We start from the raw sequence: 17,234 nt of genomic DNA, 5'->3' as shown, positions 1-17,234 counted from the left end.
GCCTCATTCTTATTTATTTTGATCGCTGTTCAAATTTCTCCTTAGATCTGACTGTTGTTTTTTCGCTAAATCATCGGTTGCAGCGCTGGTAAATTTCGCATTAACATCTGAGTTTTTTTCGGTGAGACTGCGGTTATTGTCTTTTTCCATGGATTGACCCTCCTCAGGTACTGTGAAATGTTCGGTTATATTTTTACCGATTCATGAAAAAGAATTCCTTATATAGGCTGCTTTTGTAACTTTTATATTTATTTCACACCTTTTTTATACTATTTTGCGTGAATAACAAATAATAGACCATACATATTAGTTCTTACTAAATATGTATGGTCCAATTTACGTTCCTTTTCAACAAGTGCGGTCTTTTCTTTAATAACTACTTGCGTTAACTGGTTTCGTATTATAGGAAATGAACATCTGTCGATCATAGAGCTTATCCACGTCTCATCTAAAGTTACTAGTAATAAACTTCATAAATTCATCATCCGATGATTCCTTTCTTTTGTTCTCCAGAAATTTTGCATCTTCACCTGCAAGATATCGAAAACGCTCTGTTTGATCTATTGCGGCTTCATAAATCACCTTAGCCACGAGTTCCGGTGTAGAGACGTTGGTCTGAAAACTTTCCATTTGCTTTTGAAGTACCTTTTCATGATAGGTTTTATACACTTCCAAGGATTCATCCATTATCAATTCCAAGGATCGACCTGTAAAGTCCGTGGCAATGTTTCCAGGCTCTATCACTTTTACCTTAATATTTTGAGTTGCTAGTTCATAGTAAAGTGATTCCGAAAATCCTTCAATTGCCCACTTGCTCGCATGGTAGAGGGATATAAGTGGAAAGGCAACACGTCCACCAATAGACGATAAATTAATAATCATTCCTGCCTTGTTCGTTCTGAAATGGGGCAGAATGGCTTTGGTTGAATTCATAACACCAAACACATTCACATCAAATTGCTTTTTGACCTGAACATCAGTCGCAGCTTCAAAAGGGCCAAATGCAGCATAACCCGCATTATTCAGCAGGACATCAATTTTACCGAAATGTTCAATTCCTTTTGTGATAGCATCTTGAATCGTTGCTTTTCGCTCGACATCTAGCTTTGTCACCAAGACACAATCCAATCGATTTAATTCCGTTTCTTTCTCTGGAGACCGCATGGTAGCCACCACATTCCATCCCCGCTCTGAAAAATAGTTGGCAGTTGCTCTTCCAATACCCGAAGAAGCTCCTGTAATTAAAATCGTCTTCATCTTTATCCCCTCCTTGTTTGATTCTTCGCAAAAAGTATATAACACAAAATAAACAAAGTAAACTAAAATTACTTATTTAGTATAGTGCGTTTCTTTTTCTTATATTGTTTATTTTGTACAATAATTCGATATAATGGTGTATGTAAAGAAAGGAGGCTTATTCTTGTGAAAAAATCAGCAAGTACTGACAAATACATCGAAAAGATCAAACCAATTATAAGAAAAACCAGGTTTAGTCAACTGACAATAGATGATATCGCAAGGTGTATGGATATTAGTAAAGGAACACTTTATAAGAATTTTTCAACGAGAGACGAGATCATAGAGGTAGTCGTAGCGCATTATATTAACTACCTCGATGAAGCAGATACCATTGTACAAGATGAAAATTTTTCATTTGCCGAGCGTTTCCAAAAAACGTTTGAACATTCATTGAAATGTGTTATCTATGTATCTGATTTGTTTTTAATTGATCTTAAAGAATCCTATCCATATTTGTTTGAAAACCTTGTGTCTGCCCAGCAAAATCGTATTAAAAACCTAGAGTCTTTCTTTAAAGCCGGTATGAATCAGGGGATATTTAACCGGATAAATGCTGTGTTGTTTATGGTTCAAGATGATGCTGTCCTTCGTCGCATCATGGTACCTTCATTTTCCATAAAGTATGATCTTACCTTAAAACAAGCACTTATGGACTTTTATCAAATGAAAAAGTATCAGCTGTTTAAACCGGAATATCTCAATACAGTTAATGATTCAGTTATTGAGAAAGAGATTGTTCAAACCCTATCGACAATCACATAAGCGCTGAACGTCTTTTAAAGGACAAAATCCTTCTTACTGGACTTAAGTGAAAATTTGTGAGTACAAAGATTAGAGGCCATTAACACCCTTTAATTCTTGGTATGGTGTTAATGGCCTCTAAAGAATTGTTTAAATGGTAAGCTTTAAAATTTTCAAATAACATGTACAAATGCATCTGAGTTTTTTTCGGTGAGACTGCGGTTATTGTCTTTTTCCATGGATTGACCCTCCTCTTTTTCAATGTGTGAAACCTCATGCTCTATCGTCACCCTATGTAAAGGTGTCACTTAGACATAGTTTACCCGATCAGTTTAATGCCATTCGTTCTTCTTATATGACAGCATAGGAAATGCGGCAGATCATAATATGGGAAACTTTATTCTAGTCTGCCGCTTAATTCTAGCGATTAGCTAAATCACATATTTCTACTGAGCTCATACTTTTCCTCGTAAAAGAGTAAGCTGCTGAAAAAAAAGCCAAAATCACAATGAATCCCCCTACCCAGGCATTTATGGTGACAGGATATTGATTCACAATTAAACCGCCAATTGCAGATCCTAAAGCCACCCCGATATGCAAAGAGGAAGTATTGAAACTTAATTGAATATCCGTAGATTCCGGAGCCGATTTTATCAAATAGCTTTGGATTGCAGGGCTCGGTGCCATATTAAATGTACACCAAACAACGACCACGATAAGTAAACTGATCAAGGAAATTGTAGCCAATGGCAGTAAAAGTATTGCTGTTGCGTGTAACAGAAGAGTAATAAAAATAGTTTTTCTGGCCCCGAGTTTATCCGATGCCAAGCCGCCAATCCAACCTCCTGCAATTCCTGCTAACCCATACACCAGCAAAATAAAACTAATCATTGAAGTTGATAAATTCATCGTATCGTGTAGAAACGGCGTAATATAGGCATAGATTGTAAATTGCCCGGTCATCTGTAAAATCGAAATGGCATGTGCGGAAACGATCTTCGGATTTTTCAGGGTCCGAAGCTGTTCCCGCAAACTTATCGTTGGTTGCGGTGCAACTTTGGGTAAAAAACGAACAATACATAACAAAACGATCAAGGTGAGGGCGGCAACCAGTGCAAATGTCGTGCGCCAGCCCCATTGTTCACCAATTAATGTTCCTAAAGGTACTCCTAGCACCAAAGATGCACTGATTCCCATGAAGATAATGCCAATCGCTCGACCTCTTAATTCGGGAGCAACTACATTCGCAGCTAAAGTTATCGAAAGAACAACGACTAGTGAACAGCTTGCAGCCAGAATAACTCTTGTAATCAAAAGTATGGTGAAATTCGGACTAAGCATTGAGATCATATTTCCGGTAAAAAAGACAAGCATTGCTATTATTAATAATTTCCGTCGTTCCACTTTTGACGTTAAAGCGATGAGTACAGGAGATCCAAAAGCGAATACAAGTGAGTAGACGGTGACCAGTTGACCAACTATCCCAACTGGTACTTGGAGGTCTGTAGCAATCATGTCTAAAATACCCCCAATGACAAGCTCTACTGTACCTACGACAAAGGATGCGAACGCCAAAATAAGTATTCTTTTATCCATAAAAGTTCCCTCCCTTGTATTAAGCGGAACTTGCCGTTGGCCGCACAATAATCTCGTTCACATCGACTTCAGCCGGCTGCTCGACGGCATATAAGATCGAACTCGCAATGGCGTCAGCCGGAATTGAAATGCGGCGATATTCAACCATTCTCTGTCGGGCCTCGTCGTCAGAAATACTGTCAGCAAGCTCTGATTCGGTAACTCCGGGTGACACAAGTGTTACGCGAATGTCGCCGCCAACCTCCTGACGCAAGCCTTCAGAAATGGCACGGACGGCGTACTTCGTCGCGCAATATACTGCTGCTGTTGGCGTTACACTGTATGCGCCTATCGAAGCGATGTTAATGAACTGGCCAAATCCTTGTTCTTTCATAATCGGCAGTCCCGCAGCAATTCCGTGTAGGACACCGCGGATATTCACGTCAATCATGCGATTCCACTCATCGGCCTTCAGCGCTTCCAGAGGAGAGAGCGGCATAACACCGGCGTTGTTCACAATCACATCAACTCTTCCATAAGTATCTTTTGTAAATGTAATAAACTCCTCCATTTGCTCTCTTTTTGTTACATCTAGCTCTCGATAATCGGCAAAGCCGCCTTCTGAACGGATCTCGGAGGCAAGAGCCTCTAATCGATCCGTTCTCCTTGCTCCTAAAACTACGCGGGCTCCCCTTTGAGCAAGCATACGTGCTGTCGCTTCACCGATCCCACTGCTTGCACCTGTAATAACTACAACTTTTTCAGATATGTTTGACATGTCTTCTCTCCTTGTGAGCTATTTATGTTTTTCTCGATAAAAAACCATTCCCGCGTGGTATAAAACATCATCGCGAAATTCGCCATCTGCAGTAAATCCAGTGTCATCTACATAATCAATGTGGTTTCCTTTAATGGTATAGCTCCCAGTGTAGGCACTTTTGATCGTGCCGCGTGCCTCGTCATAACGGCCATTAGGCAGGAGTTCTTGGCGGATATATCCGTCAGCGGTGACCCACATTCCGACATAAGGGTGATGCTTAGTATTTTGAGACTCCATTTTTTCTTCTCCTCTTTTGTTTGGATTACTTTCCGTTGTTTCTTCGCGGTTCTCTCGAGATGCATTCTCATTTGTTGCACATGCCTCTAAAGCAAACAAACTGATGAGAAAAAACGGAATTGTACGCCTGGCAATTAAGTTCACCTTTCTACCCTCCTTGGATTTGGATAAGTTAAGTATGAAACAAGATGGTTTTTAAGGGGTAGAGGATTAATACTGAATTATTGCCTAATTCTCCAAACTCAAATAAAATTGAGCTAACTATTAATATGGGGGGAGTTAGTATGGCGAGAGAAACAAAAATGGGATATAACGATCTCGAACGTCAAATTGAATTAGCGCAGTTGATTGAACGTTTTACTGACAAGGATGGAATACATTCGACGGCAATTCAATCGCTCTCTTTCATTCGTGCTTCCAAAAAAGGGGACCCAATTTATACAATCCATAAACCGGCTTTATGTATCGTCGCTCAAGGGAGAAAGCTAGTGATGCTCGCGCAGGAAAGGTATTATTATGATCCTTCTCAGTACCTTGTTGTTTCTGTCGACTTGCCAATTTCCGGGCAGATTCTCCAAGCTACCTCTCATTCTCCCTACTTGTGCCTCAGATTAGATTTTGACTTTCAGCAGATAGTTGACATTATGAATGAATCCGATAAACCATTGGGCGAAAAAGGAAGCTCTGAACGAGGATTGTTTGTTAGTAAAACGAATGTATCTCTTCTTGATGCCGTTATAAGACTGGTTCGGCTGTTAGAAGCACCCGAGGATATTCCCGTGCTGGCTCCACTCGCCATTCGGGAAATTCTTTACCGGATTCTTATGGATGAACACGGTGATTCTGTAAAGCAAAGGGCAATGATTGGCAGCCATGCACAGCGTATTGCGAAAGTAATTGATCTAATACAGAAAAATTTTGCTGAGCCTTTGCGGATAGATGTATTGGCGTCAGCTGCAAATATGAGCTCCTCATCGATGCATCATCACTTTAAAGAAGTAACGGGGATGAGTCCAATGCAATATCAGAAACAGTTGAGACTGCAAGAGGCTCGCCGCCTGCTGCTTTCAGAAACTGCAGACGCGGCAAATGCAGGCTTCCAGGTCGGTTATGAGAGTCCATCCCAATTCAGCAGAGAATATTCAAAACTGTTTGGTTTGCCGCCGATTAGCGATATCAAGCGGCTTCGTGAGTCTTGAATGTTTTTGTTTCAATATGTTGTTTGACTCCGCAGCCATGCAATAATATTTATTTTTGGAGGAAATGAATGGATTTAATAGATTTGCTTAAAAGTAGTTACTTATGGCATCTTTTTAGTTATGAGAAAAAGAGTTGTTTACGAGATAACCAGGCAAATAATGCATTTCATGAAGAAGTGAAAAAGGAATGTTATTTGTTCTATCAGCACTCGGAGTATGCGCTAATCCTCGAAAATGCATCGTGTCTCACTGCTGCTGACCTTTTCAATGAGGGGGATGTTTATATCACAGATAAAAAGTTCACCTGGACATATGTAAACACCCATGAGTCTTATTTAGGTCCTTACTTTAGTCGTAAAAACAACGAATAGAGCCGTAAATTATTTATACCGGTTTATTCACATCTTACATCTCTAAGCATCAGATTTTTTGACTTGAATCGTACTTTGATTTAAAATATGTTTAAACATTTAAACGTAGTTATCGAATTATAGGAGTGTTTCCATGGGTTCCAAGGCAGCTATAGAAAATTTCCGGACGTGTATCCCTCTTTTTCAAGCCCTTAGCGATGAATATAGGCAAGATATCATATTATTGTTGGGAGAGAAGGAACGCTTGACGGTTAGCGAAATTGCTGAACAGTCAAAGCTTTCGAGACCGGCCATTTCACATCATTTGAAAATTCTAAAACAGAACCATCTTGTTTCTGTAGAACAGCAAGGGACGAAACGGTATTACTTCCTCACGCTTGCACCTGCCTTAGAGCAGCTAAAAGCACTCATTCTTACGATAGAGGCAGATTGTAATTAAAACGAAGGATTGACAAGTGGTTTTCCCTAAATGATTTGAGTTTCATTATTGACTTTTAGTTTGAGTGTTTAAACGTTTAATCAATTATGAATAAAGAAAGAGGGAACGCAATGAAAAAAACCACAGTGTTAGTAACAGGCGGTACAGGATATTTGGCATCTTGGATAGTCAAAGACCTGCTGAAAGAAGGACATGATGTCAGAATTACAGTACGCGATAAAGGCAAGGAGGAAAAATACGAGCATTTACGTCAAATCGAGAAAGAGACTCCAGGGAATTTGTTCATTTATGAAGCGGACCTATTAAAAAAAGGGAGCTTTGATCTAGCCGTCGAAGGAACAGAATTCGTCTTCCATACGGCTTCTCCTTTTTATCTCAGCGGTATCAAAGATGCTTACAACGAATTAGTAAAGCCGGCAAAAGAAGGCACGCGTAATGTGTTGCTTTCTGTAAATAAAGCAGATTCCGTAAAACGAGTTATACTTACTAGCAGTGTAGCAGCGGTTCATGGTGATAATCGTGATATGAATGGGAAACAAGAGTTTACAGAAAAGGATTGGAATGAGAGCAGCTCCGTAGAACACCAGCCTTACAACTATTCGAAAACAGTAGCAGAGAAAGAGGCTTGGAGCATTCAGAAGGAACAAAATAACTGGGATCTCGTAACGATCAATCCAAGCTTTATATTAGGACCCTCATTAACAAAACGGGCGGATTCTACAAGTATTTCAACCATTCTTGATTTACTAAAAGGCACATATAAAACGGGCGTGCCTAAATTATTTTTCGGTATGGTAGACGTTCGGGATACGGCCAAAGCACATATACTTGCTGCCTTTACGGAAAATGCTTCGGGGAGATACATCATCTCTGGAAAAGAAGCATCAGTTTTTGATATGGCAAAGATATTAGAAGGAAAATTCCCAGATCAATATGCACTACCAAAGCGGGAAGTACCAAAGCCATTGATGTGGCTTATTGCCCCAACGCTTGGGTTTACCAGGAAATACGTTTCAACTAACGTCGGCCACAGCCTGAAATTAAACAATAGCAAAAGCATAAAGGATCTGGGTATGAACTATCGAAGCCTTGAAGCCACTTTGATTGATCAAAAGAATCAATTAGATGAAGCAGGCCTAATTTAAGTTTTGATTTCCAGTAGATTAGTAGCGTCATGAAACAGAACTTGTATCCTAGTAATTTGTAACTTTCGTCCAATTGATTTATTTCTCAAGCTATGTCCGTTGAATCGATACAGTAAGCGTGCTATTTATTGAGTAATGACAAATCAAATAGGAGAGATGAATCAATGGCGAGTGAGCAGAACATAAAAAAGGCTGAACGGTACGCGACCCTTATCCCGATGAAGGAGCTTCGTTCAAAAGAGGATCAGTTATACCCTTTTTCAGTGTATGGGCGATTGAGGAAAGAGACGCCGGTACGTTATGACGAGAGCAGAGGCTGCTGGGATGTTTTCCGGTATGATGACGTACATTTCGTGTTAAAGAATCCAAAGCTGTTTTCATCACAGCGTGGAGGAGAAAGCGGCTTTCAAGGCAGTATTCTGACGATGGATCCGCCGCGGCACTCGAAGATGAGAAATCTAGTGAACAAGGCTTTTACACCAAAAGCGATAAGGAATTTAGAGAAACGAATCGAAGATGTGACAACGTATTTGATCGACCAAGTAAAAGAGAACGAGAGGATGGATATTGTCCATGATCTTGCCGGCCCGCTACCGGTGATCATCATCGCTGAGCTGCTTGGAGTACCTGCGAAGGATCGGGAGCTTTTTAAAACGTCCTCAGATATTCTCGTGGCAGGAGCAGAGGATGATTCGGAAAAAGCCTTTGAGCGAATGGCGCAAAAACGCAAGGAAGGCAGCGAGTTTTTAAGAGATTATTTTATTAAGATTATTGAAGAAAGAAAAGCTCATCCCGAAGAGGATTTAATATCCCTCTTGCTGTCGGCGGAAATTGACGGTGAAAAATTAACAGAAGATGAAATACTGGCGTTCAGTATCCTGCTGCTTGTGGCGGGGAATGAAACGACAACCAATTTAATCACAAATGCAGTCCGTTATCTGGTAGAAGATAAAAAGATTCAAGAACATGCTCGTGCTGATCTTTCATTGATTCAGAATCTAGTAGAGGAAACATTGCGTTTTTACCCTCCTATCCAAGCTATTGGCCGAGTTGTAAAGGAAGATGTTGAGATAGGTGGTCAATTTATCCAAAAAGGCTCACAGGTCGTTAGCTGGGTAGCCTCGGCAAACCGTGATGAAGATAAATTCGAAGAGGCTGATCGTTTTTTATTGGAAAGAAAGTCTAATCCTCATATGAGTTTTGGCTTTGGCATCCACTTTTGTTTAGGCGCTCCGCTTGCACGTCAGGAAGGTGCCATCGTTCTCTCTACTCTGTTGAAGAAGTTTTCCGACCTTTCAAAGTTTGAAGAAACAGCTTTGGAACCTATTCAAAGCCCATTTGTTTTCGGAGTGAAAAACCTTCTTGTTCAAATGAAAAAATAAAAAAAGCTGTTCCGTATATGAACCTATGATTCATATATGGAACAGCTTAAAAATTTTTTTAAACGAATATATCTAAAACAAGAGCTAGTCCAAATGCGATAAATGCTAGCAATGTTTCCATGACTGTCCACGTTTTAAAGGTTTCTTTCACGGATAACCCCAAGTATTCTTTAACTAACCAAAATCCTGCATCGTTTACGTGAGATAGCATTAACGATCCTGCGCCAGTAGCGATAACCAACAATTCTAAATTGACATCGCTCATATTGGCGATGATCGGAGTGATGATACCGGCTGCTGTTGTCAAGGCAACTGTTGCAGAGCCTGTAGCGACTCGAATTAAGCCGGCAACCAAAAAGGCAAGCACGATAGGTGAAAGTGACAATTGCTCGGACATATTGGCAATGGTAGTACCAACACCGCTATCGATCAGAATTTGCTTGAATCCGCCGCCTGCTCCGATGATAAGAGTAATTGAGGAGAGAGGCAGCAAGCATTCTTCGGTTAATTTTTTGATCAAGTCACCATTCATGCCTTGTCGGTAGCCTAAGAAGATATACGCAGCAAACACAGAAAGCAAAAGAGCCATGACAGGGCTTCCAATAAACGCGAGAAGATTCTCCACAAACTCTGGCAGCGGCAATAATGGCGCTATAATCGATAAGACCATGAGTAAAATAGGCAAAACGATTACGACAAAAGAAATTCCAGTGCCCGGAAGCTGTTTTATTTTCGTTTCAACCCGAATGATTTCTGGTTCTTTTTCAGGAACCACACGTTTATGAATCCATTTAGCAAATATCGGCCCCGCAATAATTGCGGCCGGGAATGCAATAATTAAGGAATAAAGAAGAACTCCTCCCAGATCAGCATTATAAATCCCAATTGCCGTCATTGCACCTGGGTGCGGCGGAACCAAACCGTGGACGATGGACAAACCGGCGAGCACGGGTACTGCAATCAAGAGAATGTTTTGATTGGTTGATTTTCGAATCGCTATCGCAAGCGGAAGCAAAATGACTAAACCGACTTCAAAAAATACCGGAATCCCAATGATGAAACCAGAAAGCAGCATCGCCCATGGGAGTTTTTTTGCACCGAATTTTTTAATGAAAAATTCTGCGACCTGCATTCCTGCCCCGGAGTCAGACATCATTTTTCCTAAAATTGTGCCTAATGCAAGAATTCCGACTAAATGGCCAAGAACACTGCCGACTCCATGTTCGTAGGCTTCGACAATCTTGTCCATGGATAGTCCGGAAAATACTGCTAAGAAAAGGCTTGCAACAGTTAGGCTGATAAATGCATGCCATTTCCAGAGTGATACCCCTAAAACAACGATAACAATAGATAATAGTGTGATGATCAGAAGATAGATCTCCATCTTGTTCCCCCATTCTTAGTAATCGTTTTCAATAATGACTACTGTGTCGTTTGCAACCGCTTAAACTTAATAGTAGAGACTCTATTCCCATTTGTTCTTTCCCTTTATACTAATTTTATCATAAATTTAATAGATATTATATTTTGATGTCTCGAAGTGTTAGTTGAGATCGTATCACTGCACGTAAAAAGGCCACCCGTAATTAGGTGGCCTGGAATCGTTTAAGGAACATGCCTTAATCTTTAAAAATGGAGTCAATCTTATCAATTTCTTCTTTCGTTAGCTCAACGTTCAATGTTTTTAAGTTGTTTATTACTTGTTCGGGTTTTTTTGCACCAGGAATGATTGTGTCAATAGCATCCCAGGTTAAGTACCAGGCAAGGACAACATGCGCCACCTCTGCATTTTTCGCATTGGCGATTTCACGTACCTGATCTACTTTTTCCAAGTTGCGAATAAACGCTTCCCCTTGAAACAGCGGAATTTTTGCCCGAATATCATTGAATTTCGTATCTTTTGTATATTTGCCGCCTAACAACCCTGAGGCGAGCGGGAAGTAAGGAACAAATGAAATATTATTTTCTGCTGTGTACGGCAATAGATCTTTTTCTGCTTCCCGTTTGAAAAGGTTGTATTCAGCCTGCAGAACGTCTACGTAGCCGTCTTTATTAGCTTCTTTTAATTGCTCGATGGAAAAGTTAGACACACCTATGCTTTTTATTTTTCCTTGATCCTTTAGCTCTTTGAGCGCGCCGACCGCTTCGTCCTTTGGTGTGTGTTCATCTGGAAAATGAATGTAAAACAAATCGATGTAATCGGTTTGAAGCCGTTTTAAACTGCTTTCCACGGCATCTTTTAAAAACGCAGGCGAGTTATCAAATTCCACCTCGCCATCCACAAACTTATGAGCACCCTTCGTTGCGATGACAACTGAATCTCTGGATCCTCTTTCTTTGATGACCTCCCCGATTAGCTCCTCTGAGCGTTCAGGTCCATAAATAAAAGCAGTATCTAAAAAATTGATGCCATGATCCAAAGCCGTACGAACAAGTTCTTTACCAGTTTCTTCGTTTAAATCAGGATAGAGGTTATGACCTCCTACAGCGTTTGTGCCAAGGCCAATGGGATTCACGATTAAACCTGATTTTCCTATTTCGATTTGTTCAGCCATTTAATATGTCATCTCCTTTTCCTAGATAATCATATCTTATCAAAATGGCGTGAAAGAATAGAAATAACTAGCTCATACTAGATTTGCACTTCACTCATTAATGCGAGAGTATTGTCTTCTGTATCTTTAAAGAACGCCATCCACGTCTCTATTTGTCCTATTTTGGCAACGAAAAGAGGTATTTTCATGTTTTCTTTTCTGAGCGATTTTCTTTAATAATCAGACTAACAGCCTTAGCAATTGCATCTCTTGTCTCACTTGGCATTTTTGCGGCATCTGTATCGTGCGATGGACCAAAAGGATTTGTTGCAGACCATGCGGTAGCTAAGGCCATGATGGCAGTCAAGAGAAAACCAGGAGTAAATGTCGTTCCTACCTGTCCGGCGCTTTGCGCATTCGTTATCGCTTTAATTTTCTTGTCACGGGCAGAGGCTCTCTCAGTTAAGCTGCCTACCTTCTGTTCCAAACTGTACCATGCCATTAGCCGCATTAGATCGGGATGTGTCATAGCAAAATCGAATACTCTTGCCGCATAACCAGGAAGATCCTCAGGTGTAAAGTCAATTTCTTCATAGACGCGTGTTAGGTGTTTTTGGAGAACAGTTGTAAAAAGCGTCTCTTTATTCTCAAAGTAAATGTAAATCAGGTTCTTGTTGCATTCAGCATTTTTAGCTATGCGATCAACACGCGCGCCCGCAATGCCATAGGAGGAGAATTCCTTCATAGCTGCCTCTAGAATCCGTTCTCTTGTTGCTTCAGCGTTTCTCAAATGATGTCCCTCCTATAAATTGAATTTTGTTTACAATATATCACATAGATCAATCATTTGACCAACCGGTTAGTTAGGTGTATATTCTAACTAACTAGTTGGTTAGAAAACTAGTATTCTTAATGAAAGAAGGAATTCACGTGACACAGATCAACACAAAGATTGCCATTGTTACAGGCGGAAGTCGCGGCATTGGCCGAAGCACTGTACTTAGTCTTGCAAACCGCGGCATTAACTCGATTTTCACTTACAATTCTAATCAAGAAGAAGCTGAAAAAGTCGTCTCCCTAGTACGAGAATCGGGGCGCAATGCCATCGCCTTACAGTTAGATACCGGTCATGTCAGCACGTTTGACTCCTTTGTCCAAAGCATAGGTCGGGCGCTCAAAGAGCTGGGAGCTGAGCGATTCGATTACCTCGTGAACAATGCCGGTATCTCGCATCACAATGCATTTGAGAAGACGACCGAGGAAGAGTTGGATAAGCTTTACGAAGTTCACTTCAAGGGAGTGTTCTTTCTAACTCAGAAGTTGTTACCGCTTATCAATGATGGCGGCCGGATTGTGAACATCTCCACAGGTCTTACACGCATCGCTGTGCCGGAAAGCGGTGCCTACGCATCCATGAAAGGTGCGGTCGAGGTCCTGACCCGTTATATGGCGAAAGAATTAGGTCCGCGCGGAATCGCTGTCAACACTGTCGCCCCAGGAGCCATCGCGACTGATTTCAGCGGTGGCATGGTCCGCGATAATCCTGAGTTGAACAAGCATATTGCAGAGATGACGGCTCTTGGTCGTGTAGGTCAACCCGAAGACGTCGGTCAGGCGATCGCCTCGCTGCTTTCCGACGAGAATCGATGGGTCAATGCCCAGCGCATAGAGATATCTGGCGGAATGTCGATCTAACGTCAAGGGGCGTCTATAATAAAAAGGAGTAAGGCAAGTTGAGCCTTACTCCTAATATCCCGCATTAACGGGCAGTAAGACCCTCACCTCAAGGTTATGAGTGTAAACGAGGAATACTAGGTGGGGGATAACTGCCCGTAAAAGCCCGATTGGTTCAACTAACAATCAGTGGGGGATTGATGTACGAAGGCTAAAAATATAACCTCCTATTGCAAAGCCTTCACTAGCATATCCTATGCGTTGTCCCCACTGCTTGAAGTTTCACTTTATGTGTATGCTATTTTTTCATTACCTCAGCCACAATCTCAAACGACCGAAGACGTGCTTTATGATCATAAATTTGACCGTTTATAATCATTTCATCCGCCCCGGTTTCATTTAAAAAGTTCTGCAATTTATCTTTAACCGTTTCAGGACTTCCGGCAATGGAAGAGCCTAGCTGCTGCTCGAGCGCCTGTTTTTCATAGTCACTCATGAGGTCTTCCAAGTGATCCACAGGCGGACGAAGCGGCGAAAGGTTATTTCTGATCAGGTTTAAAAATTGCTGATGCAATGAAGTCTCCAGGCGCTTTGCTTCTTCATCTGTATCTGCGGCTGTAACGTTCACACCAACCATCGCATACGGTTCGCTAAGAATGTTAGATGACTTGAAGGAACGGCGGTATAGATCGAGAGCCGGCAGCGTATGCTGTGGTGAAAAATGGCTGGCGAAAGCAAATGGGAGACCTAACTGTCCGGCAAGCTGTGCGCTGTAGCCGCTTGAACCGAGCAGCCAAATCGGGATATCCGATCCTTCGCCCGGAATCGCTCGAATAGGCATTCTTCCAGAAGCTGATAACGGATCAAAATAGGCTCGGAGCTCTGCTAATTGCTCAGGGAAATCATCACCGTCGCTTCTGCGGTCGCGTCTTAGCGCATGGGCTGTCAGCTGGTCTGTTCCGGGCGCGCGGCCAAGACCGAGATCAATGCGTCCGGGGAAGAGAGCTTCAAGCGTACCGAATTGTTCGGCAATGACAAGAGGCGCATGGTTTGGCAGCATGATTCCGCCAGATCCGACGCGGATTTTCGATGTGCCCGCTGCCACATGGCCGATAACCACAGAAGTGGCTGAGCTTGCAATCATAGGCATATTATGGTGCTCCGCCAGCCAATATCGATTGTAGCCCCATTTTTCTGCATGCTGGGCAAGATCAAGTGTATTTTGCAACGACTGAGAAGGGCTTCCTCCGTCAATAATTGGTGAAAGGTCCAGCACTGAAAATTTTATATCGCTTAATTGTTTTGCTTTCTTATTTTCAGACATCGCTTCATCTTCCTTCGTTTATGATCATGTATCAGGGTCATTCCCCAAAAACATATTTACATTTTATCAAGCGATGACGCCGGCTCAAAATATAACGACTTGGGATTAAGGGATCAGCCGTTTAATCAAACGTTTAATTAAACGGCAGCTCCTTGCATATTAAGCAGGGAACCGATATGATTTGGTTAAATCAACCATCCATAAGAAAGGGTGAACAAAGATGGCAAACCAGCTGCCGCCGGGTCAATTTGAAACAGAGAAATGGCCAATTTTGCATCAGGGTGACGTTTACCAATTTGATGAAGACACATGGAATTTCAGGTTGTTTGGCAAGGTAAAAGAAGAAATCACGTTATCCTATTCGGACGTAATGAATCTTCCAAAAACGGTATCAACGATTGACATGCATTGTGTAACAACTTGGTCCAAATTCGGTTCAAGCTTTGAAGGAATCGCACTGCGTGAACTGGTAAACTTAGTTGAGCTTGAGAAGGATGTCAGCTATATTAAAATTTACGGCTACTATAACGGAGACCGGTTTGGCTATTCTGCGAATTTGCCGCTTGAAGCGCTGCTTGGAGACGATGCTTTGTTCGTGTACCGGTGGAAGGATTCGAATGAGAAGGAATGGGAGGGCATATCTCCAAAGCACGGGTATCCGCTGCGATTTATCCCGCCGGAGTCCTTCTATTTATGGAAGGGTTCGAAATGGGCGTCTGGCATTGAATTTATGAAGGAAGATGAAGCAGGATTTTGGGAGGAATTGGGCTACTCGATGACGGCAAATTCGTTTAAAGAGGAGCGATATCGCTAATTTTTTCGCGGAATGGAGCGAACTTAATCTCTGCATTCGTATATTAGGCCAACCGGAATGACTGGTTGGCCTTAAATTTATTTCAATAAAACGGCCGAAAGGAGAATTGTATGGTTACCTTGCTTATAGCAGATAGAGATCCTAATGAATGTATCGGTATTGAATGGCTCGTTAAAAACTATTCGATTGGGTTTGAGCGGCAATATCTGGTTCATACGATGGATGATTTAGTAAAGACGATTGAAGAGGACAATCCGTCTGTTCTTTGTTTAGAAATTGATTTAGTACCGGCCTCACAATTCGAAACGGTCAAGAGATTAATCCAGCGATATGCGATCAAAACGATTGTTGTAACAGCGGAGGCTACATTTGAAAGAGCATTGCAGGCATTAGAGGTGAGGGCCTATGAATTTTGGGTCAAACCGTTTTCCTTGGAAAAGGTAAAAAAGACACTGCAATCAGTCTATCGACAATCGAAGACGCCAAAAAGGAATAGCGTTCTAATCGAAACAAATCAAAATCCGATTGGATACAATCATTTGCTGCAGAAGAATGATAAAACAAGAGGAATAAAATTTGTTAGTCTGCTTCAAATGAATAAAAGCCGCTTAGCGGATCTTCATCGGTTCTTAAAAGAATACCCGTTTCCTTCATCGGTTGCGATTTTGCCATTGAGTGAAATGATTGCTGTTGTACATACGGATAATAACCTGGATGCAGCAGATGTTTATCAGGAGCTGAGAACGATTTTAAGAGAGTGGAATGAAAGGTATCAAGAAGCGGTAACGATCGTCCTTTACTACTCAAAAAATACCTCCATTTCACTTCACGAAAAATATTTGAATGCATTGAATGCGTTTGAAATCCGTTTTTTTCAAGGGAACCGTGACATCACGCTAATTGAAGACGATGTGAAATGGGAAACGATTGATCCCTTCCTCACCTCCTCAGAACAAAGGGCATGGATTGAGATGTTGAACAATAAAGATAAAGAGAGCATTAAACACTGGATGTATCAGCAATTTCTCAACATCAAAGAGCCATATCCGAGCCCTGGATTACTTCGAATTCGCTTAACAAGCATTTTAGCGCAAATCCGCCGCTTTATGAAAAACTTTCATTTGGACACGGTAAATCCGTTTGAAATGTCGTATCAGAAGGTATTTCAATCGATCTTATATGAGACAGTCTTGTACCGAATTGTTCAGGATTTGCTTTTATTTGTCTATGAAGTCATTGACGGTGTGAGCCTCCAGCAGCAAAAAGCAACAACAGATATTGTGGAACAAGCGATACATTATATCCAAACCCATTATAAAAATCCGAATCTTTCCTTAGAGAATGTGGCCAATTTTGTGGATAGAAGCTCCTCATATACGAGTCATATACTGGCGAAACGATTAGGGACCAATTTTCGGGAACTGGTCAATCAGATGAGAATGAAGGAAGCGGAAAAGCTGCTTCTAGGAAGCAACATGGGCATCCAGCAGATCTCTTATGAAATAGGTTTTCGGAATGCTAATTATTTCAGCCGCGTATTTAAACAAAAGCACAATACAACGCCCAGAGAATTCAAAGCGAAAAAAAGCATCTGAATCGAAAAAAAATGCTATAAATACAAAAATAAATGCTAATAATAGTGATCTGATCGAAAAAGATTATCTTAATTTCAAAACTTCT

The 17,234-nt window shown here is 41.4% G+C and carries 18 protein-coding genes and 1 pseudogene; 9 read left to right on the top strand and 10 right to left on the bottom strand.

Annotation, left to right across the window (positions count from 1 at the left end; all coding sequences use genetic code 11):
• Positions 1–9: 9 nt before the first annotated feature.
• Together AM592_RS24200 and AM592_RS16295 are read right to left on the bottom strand one after the other, a co-directional pair.
• Positions 10–150 carry a hypothetical protein gene (locus AM592_RS24200; RefSeq protein ID WP_158320316.1) on the bottom strand — a complete coding sequence of 47 codons (141 nt, stop codon included), beginning with the start codon at positions 148–150 and terminating at the stop codon, positions 10–12.
• A gap of 294 nt (positions 151–444) precedes the next feature.
• Entirely contained in the window at positions 445–1,257 is an 813-nt protein-coding gene (locus AM592_RS16295) for an SDR family oxidoreductase (protein WP_053604784.1), read from the bottom strand.
• A 165-nt stretch (positions 1,258–1,422) separates the two neighbouring features.
• On the opposite strand from AM592_RS16295, the gene AM592_RS16290 reads away from it, so the two are divergent.
• The gene (locus AM592_RS16290; RefSeq protein ID WP_053604783.1) at positions 1,423–2,061 is read left to right on the top strand and encodes a TetR/AcrR family transcriptional regulator; all 639 of its coding nucleotides are present in this window, start codon (positions 1,423–1,425) and stop codon (positions 2,059–2,061) included.
• Positions 2,062–2,460: 399 nt separating this feature from the next.
• Here AM592_RS16290 and AM592_RS16285 read toward each other — a convergent pair whose 3' ends face one another.
• The 3 genes from AM592_RS16285 to AM592_RS16275 are packed head-to-tail and all read right to left on the bottom strand — an operon-like array spanning position 2,461 to position 4,672.
• On the bottom strand, positions 2,461–3,636 hold the full coding sequence (locus tag AM592_RS16285) for an MFS transporter (RefSeq protein WP_053604782.1): 1,176 nt from the start codon (positions 3,634–3,636) through the stop codon (positions 2,461–2,463).
• Between the two features lie 19 nt (positions 3,637–3,655).
• Positions 3,656–4,393 (bottom strand): SDR family oxidoreductase, encoded by a 738-nt coding sequence (locus AM592_RS16280; RefSeq protein ID WP_053604781.1) that lies wholly within the window; start codon positions 4,391–4,393, stop codon positions 3,656–3,658.
• A gap of 18 nt (positions 4,394–4,411) precedes the next feature.
• On the bottom strand, positions 4,412–4,672 hold the full coding sequence (locus AM592_RS16275) for an Atu4866 domain-containing protein (protein WP_053606142.1): 261 nt from the start codon (positions 4,670–4,672) through the stop codon (positions 4,412–4,414).
• A gap of 284 nt (positions 4,673–4,956) precedes the next feature.
• On the opposite strand from AM592_RS16275, the gene AM592_RS16270 reads away from it, so the two are divergent.
• The 5 genes from AM592_RS16270 to AM592_RS16250 all read left to right on the top strand — a co-directional run bounded on the left by AM592_RS16270 (position 4,957) and on the right by AM592_RS16250 (position 9,208).
• Positions 4,957–5,871 (top strand): AraC family transcriptional regulator, encoded by a 915-nt coding sequence (locus AM592_RS16270; protein WP_053604780.1) that lies wholly within the window; start codon positions 4,957–4,959, stop codon positions 5,869–5,871.
• Between the two features lie 68 nt (positions 5,872–5,939).
• Positions 5,940–6,242 (top strand): DUF4275 family protein, encoded by a 303-nt coding sequence (locus AM592_RS16265; protein WP_053604779.1) that lies wholly within the window; start codon positions 5,940–5,942, stop codon positions 6,240–6,242.
• Positions 6,243–6,375: 133 nt separating this feature from the next.
• Positions 6,376–6,681, top strand: a complete 306-nt coding sequence (locus tag AM592_RS16260) for an ArsR/SmtB family transcription factor (protein ID WP_053604778.1) — start codon at positions 6,376–6,378, stop codon at positions 6,679–6,681.
• A gap of 110 nt (positions 6,682–6,791) precedes the next feature.
• Positions 6,792–7,826 (top strand): NAD-dependent epimerase/dehydratase family protein, encoded by a 1,035-nt coding sequence (locus AM592_RS16255; protein WP_053604777.1) that lies wholly within the window; start codon positions 6,792–6,794, stop codon positions 7,824–7,826.
• A gap of 164 nt (positions 7,827–7,990) precedes the next feature.
• Positions 7,991–9,208, top strand: coding sequence for a cytochrome P450 (locus AM592_RS16250; protein WP_053604776.1), 1,218 nt, complete (start codon positions 7,991–7,993; stop codon positions 9,206–9,208).
• Positions 9,209–9,266: 58 nt separating this feature from the next.
• Here AM592_RS16250 and AM592_RS16245 read toward each other — a convergent pair whose 3' ends face one another.
• From AM592_RS16245 to AM592_RS16235, 4 genes and pseudogenes are all read right to left on the bottom strand, one after another.
• Complete coding sequence (locus AM592_RS16245) at positions 9,267–10,592, bottom strand: GntP family permease (RefSeq protein ID WP_053604775.1); 1,326 nt, start codon at positions 10,590–10,592, stop codon at positions 9,267–9,269.
• Between the two features lie 235 nt (positions 10,593–10,827).
• Positions 10,828–11,763 carry an aldo/keto reductase gene (locus AM592_RS16240; protein WP_053604774.1) on the bottom strand — a complete coding sequence of 312 codons (936 nt, stop codon included), beginning with the start codon at positions 11,761–11,763 and terminating at the stop codon, positions 10,828–10,830.
• A gap of 77 nt (positions 11,764–11,840) precedes the next feature.
• Positions 11,841–11,942: pseudogene (locus AM592_RS24740) on the bottom strand (VOC family protein); the annotation flags it as partial.
• Positions 11,943–11,947: 5 nt separating this feature from the next.
• Complete coding sequence (locus AM592_RS16235) at positions 11,948–12,532, bottom strand: TetR family transcriptional regulator (protein WP_053604773.1); 585 nt, start codon at positions 12,530–12,532, stop codon at positions 11,948–11,950.
• Between the two features lie 140 nt (positions 12,533–12,672).
• Here AM592_RS16235 and AM592_RS16230 point away from each other — a divergent pair, with 140 nt between their 5' ends.
• Positions 12,673–13,437, top strand: coding sequence for an SDR family NAD(P)-dependent oxidoreductase (locus AM592_RS16230; protein ID WP_225970249.1), 765 nt, complete (start codon positions 12,673–12,675; stop codon positions 13,435–13,437).
• Between the two features lie 277 nt (positions 13,438–13,714).
• Here the strand turns inward: AM592_RS16230 and AM592_RS16225 are convergent, their stop codons facing one another.
• Positions 13,715–14,740 carry an LLM class flavin-dependent oxidoreductase gene (locus tag AM592_RS16225; RefSeq protein WP_053604771.1) on the bottom strand — a complete coding sequence of 342 codons (1,026 nt, stop codon included), beginning with the start codon at positions 14,738–14,740 and terminating at the stop codon, positions 13,715–13,717.
• A gap of 220 nt (positions 14,741–14,960) precedes the next feature.
• On the opposite strand from AM592_RS16225, the gene AM592_RS16220 reads away from it, so the two are divergent.
• Together AM592_RS16220 and AM592_RS16215 are read left to right on the top strand one after the other, a co-directional pair.
• A complete protein-coding gene (locus tag AM592_RS16220; protein WP_053604770.1) occupies positions 14,961–15,554 on the top strand; it encodes a molybdopterin-dependent oxidoreductase in 594 nt (197 codons plus the stop codon).
• Positions 15,555–15,664: 110 nt separating this feature from the next.
• Positions 15,665–17,149: a helix-turn-helix domain-containing protein gene (locus AM592_RS16215; protein ID WP_053604769.1), complete on the top strand. Its 1,485-nt coding sequence runs from the start codon at positions 15,665–15,667 to the stop codon at positions 17,147–17,149.
• The last annotated feature ends 85 nt before the right edge of the window (positions 17,150–17,234 follow it).

Source organism: Bacillus gobiensis (assembly GCF_001278705.1).
GTDB lineage: Bacteria > Bacillota > Bacilli > Bacillales > Bacillaceae > Bacillus > Bacillus gobiensis.
This window is presented reverse-complemented; position numbering and strand designations above follow the sequence as displayed.

Bases quoted from the DNA above. Each gene is read 5' to 3' on its own strand.
- AM592_RS16295 (WP_053604784.1), bottom strand. From the start codon at position 1,257: ATGAAGACGATTTTAATTACAGGAGCTTCTTCGGGTATTGGAAGAGCA.
- AM592_RS16225 (WP_053604771.1), bottom strand. From the start codon at position 14,740: ATGTCTGAAAATAAGAAAGCAAAACAATTAAGCGATATAAAATTTTCA.
- AM592_RS16285 (WP_053604782.1), bottom strand. From the start codon at position 3,636: ATGGATAAAAGAATACTTATTTTGGCGTTCGCATCCTTTGTCGTAGGT.
- AM592_RS16215 (WP_053604769.1), top strand. From the start codon at position 15,665: ATGGTTACCTTGCTTATAGCAGATAGAGATCCTAATGAATGTATCGGT.
- AM592_RS16260 (WP_053604778.1), top strand. From the start codon at position 6,376: ATGGGTTCCAAGGCAGCTATAGAAAATTTCCGGACGTGTATCCCTCTT.
- AM592_RS16255 (WP_053604777.1), top strand. From the start codon at position 6,792: ATGAAAAAAACCACAGTGTTAGTAACAGGCGGTACAGGATATTTGGCA.
- AM592_RS16275 (WP_053606142.1), bottom strand. From the start codon at position 4,672: ATGGAGTCTCAAAATACTAAGCATCACCCTTATGTCGGAATGTGGGTC.
- AM592_RS16250 (WP_053604776.1), top strand. From the start codon at position 7,991: ATGGCGAGTGAGCAGAACATAAAAAAGGCTGAACGGTACGCGACCCTT.
- AM592_RS16280 (WP_053604781.1), bottom strand. From the start codon at position 4,393: ATGTCAAACATATCTGAAAAAGTTGTAGTTATTACAGGTGCAAGCAGT.
- AM592_RS16265 (WP_053604779.1), top strand. From the start codon at position 5,940: ATGGATTTAATAGATTTGCTTAAAAGTAGTTACTTATGGCATCTTTTT.
- AM592_RS16240 (WP_053604774.1), bottom strand. From the start codon at position 11,763: ATGGCTGAACAAATCGAAATAGGAAAATCAGGTTTAATCGTGAATCCC.
- AM592_RS16270 (WP_053604780.1), top strand. From the start codon at position 4,957: ATGGCGAGAGAAACAAAAATGGGATATAACGATCTCGAACGTCAAATT.
- AM592_RS24200 (WP_158320316.1), bottom strand. From the start codon at position 150: ATGGAAAAAGACAATAACCGCAGTCTCACCGAAAAAAACTCAGATGTT.
- AM592_RS16220 (WP_053604770.1), top strand. From the start codon at position 14,961: ATGGCAAACCAGCTGCCGCCGGGTCAATTTGAAACAGAGAAATGGCCA.
- AM592_RS16245 (WP_053604775.1), bottom strand. From the start codon at position 10,592: ATGGAGATCTATCTTCTGATCATCACACTATTATCTATTGTTATCGTT.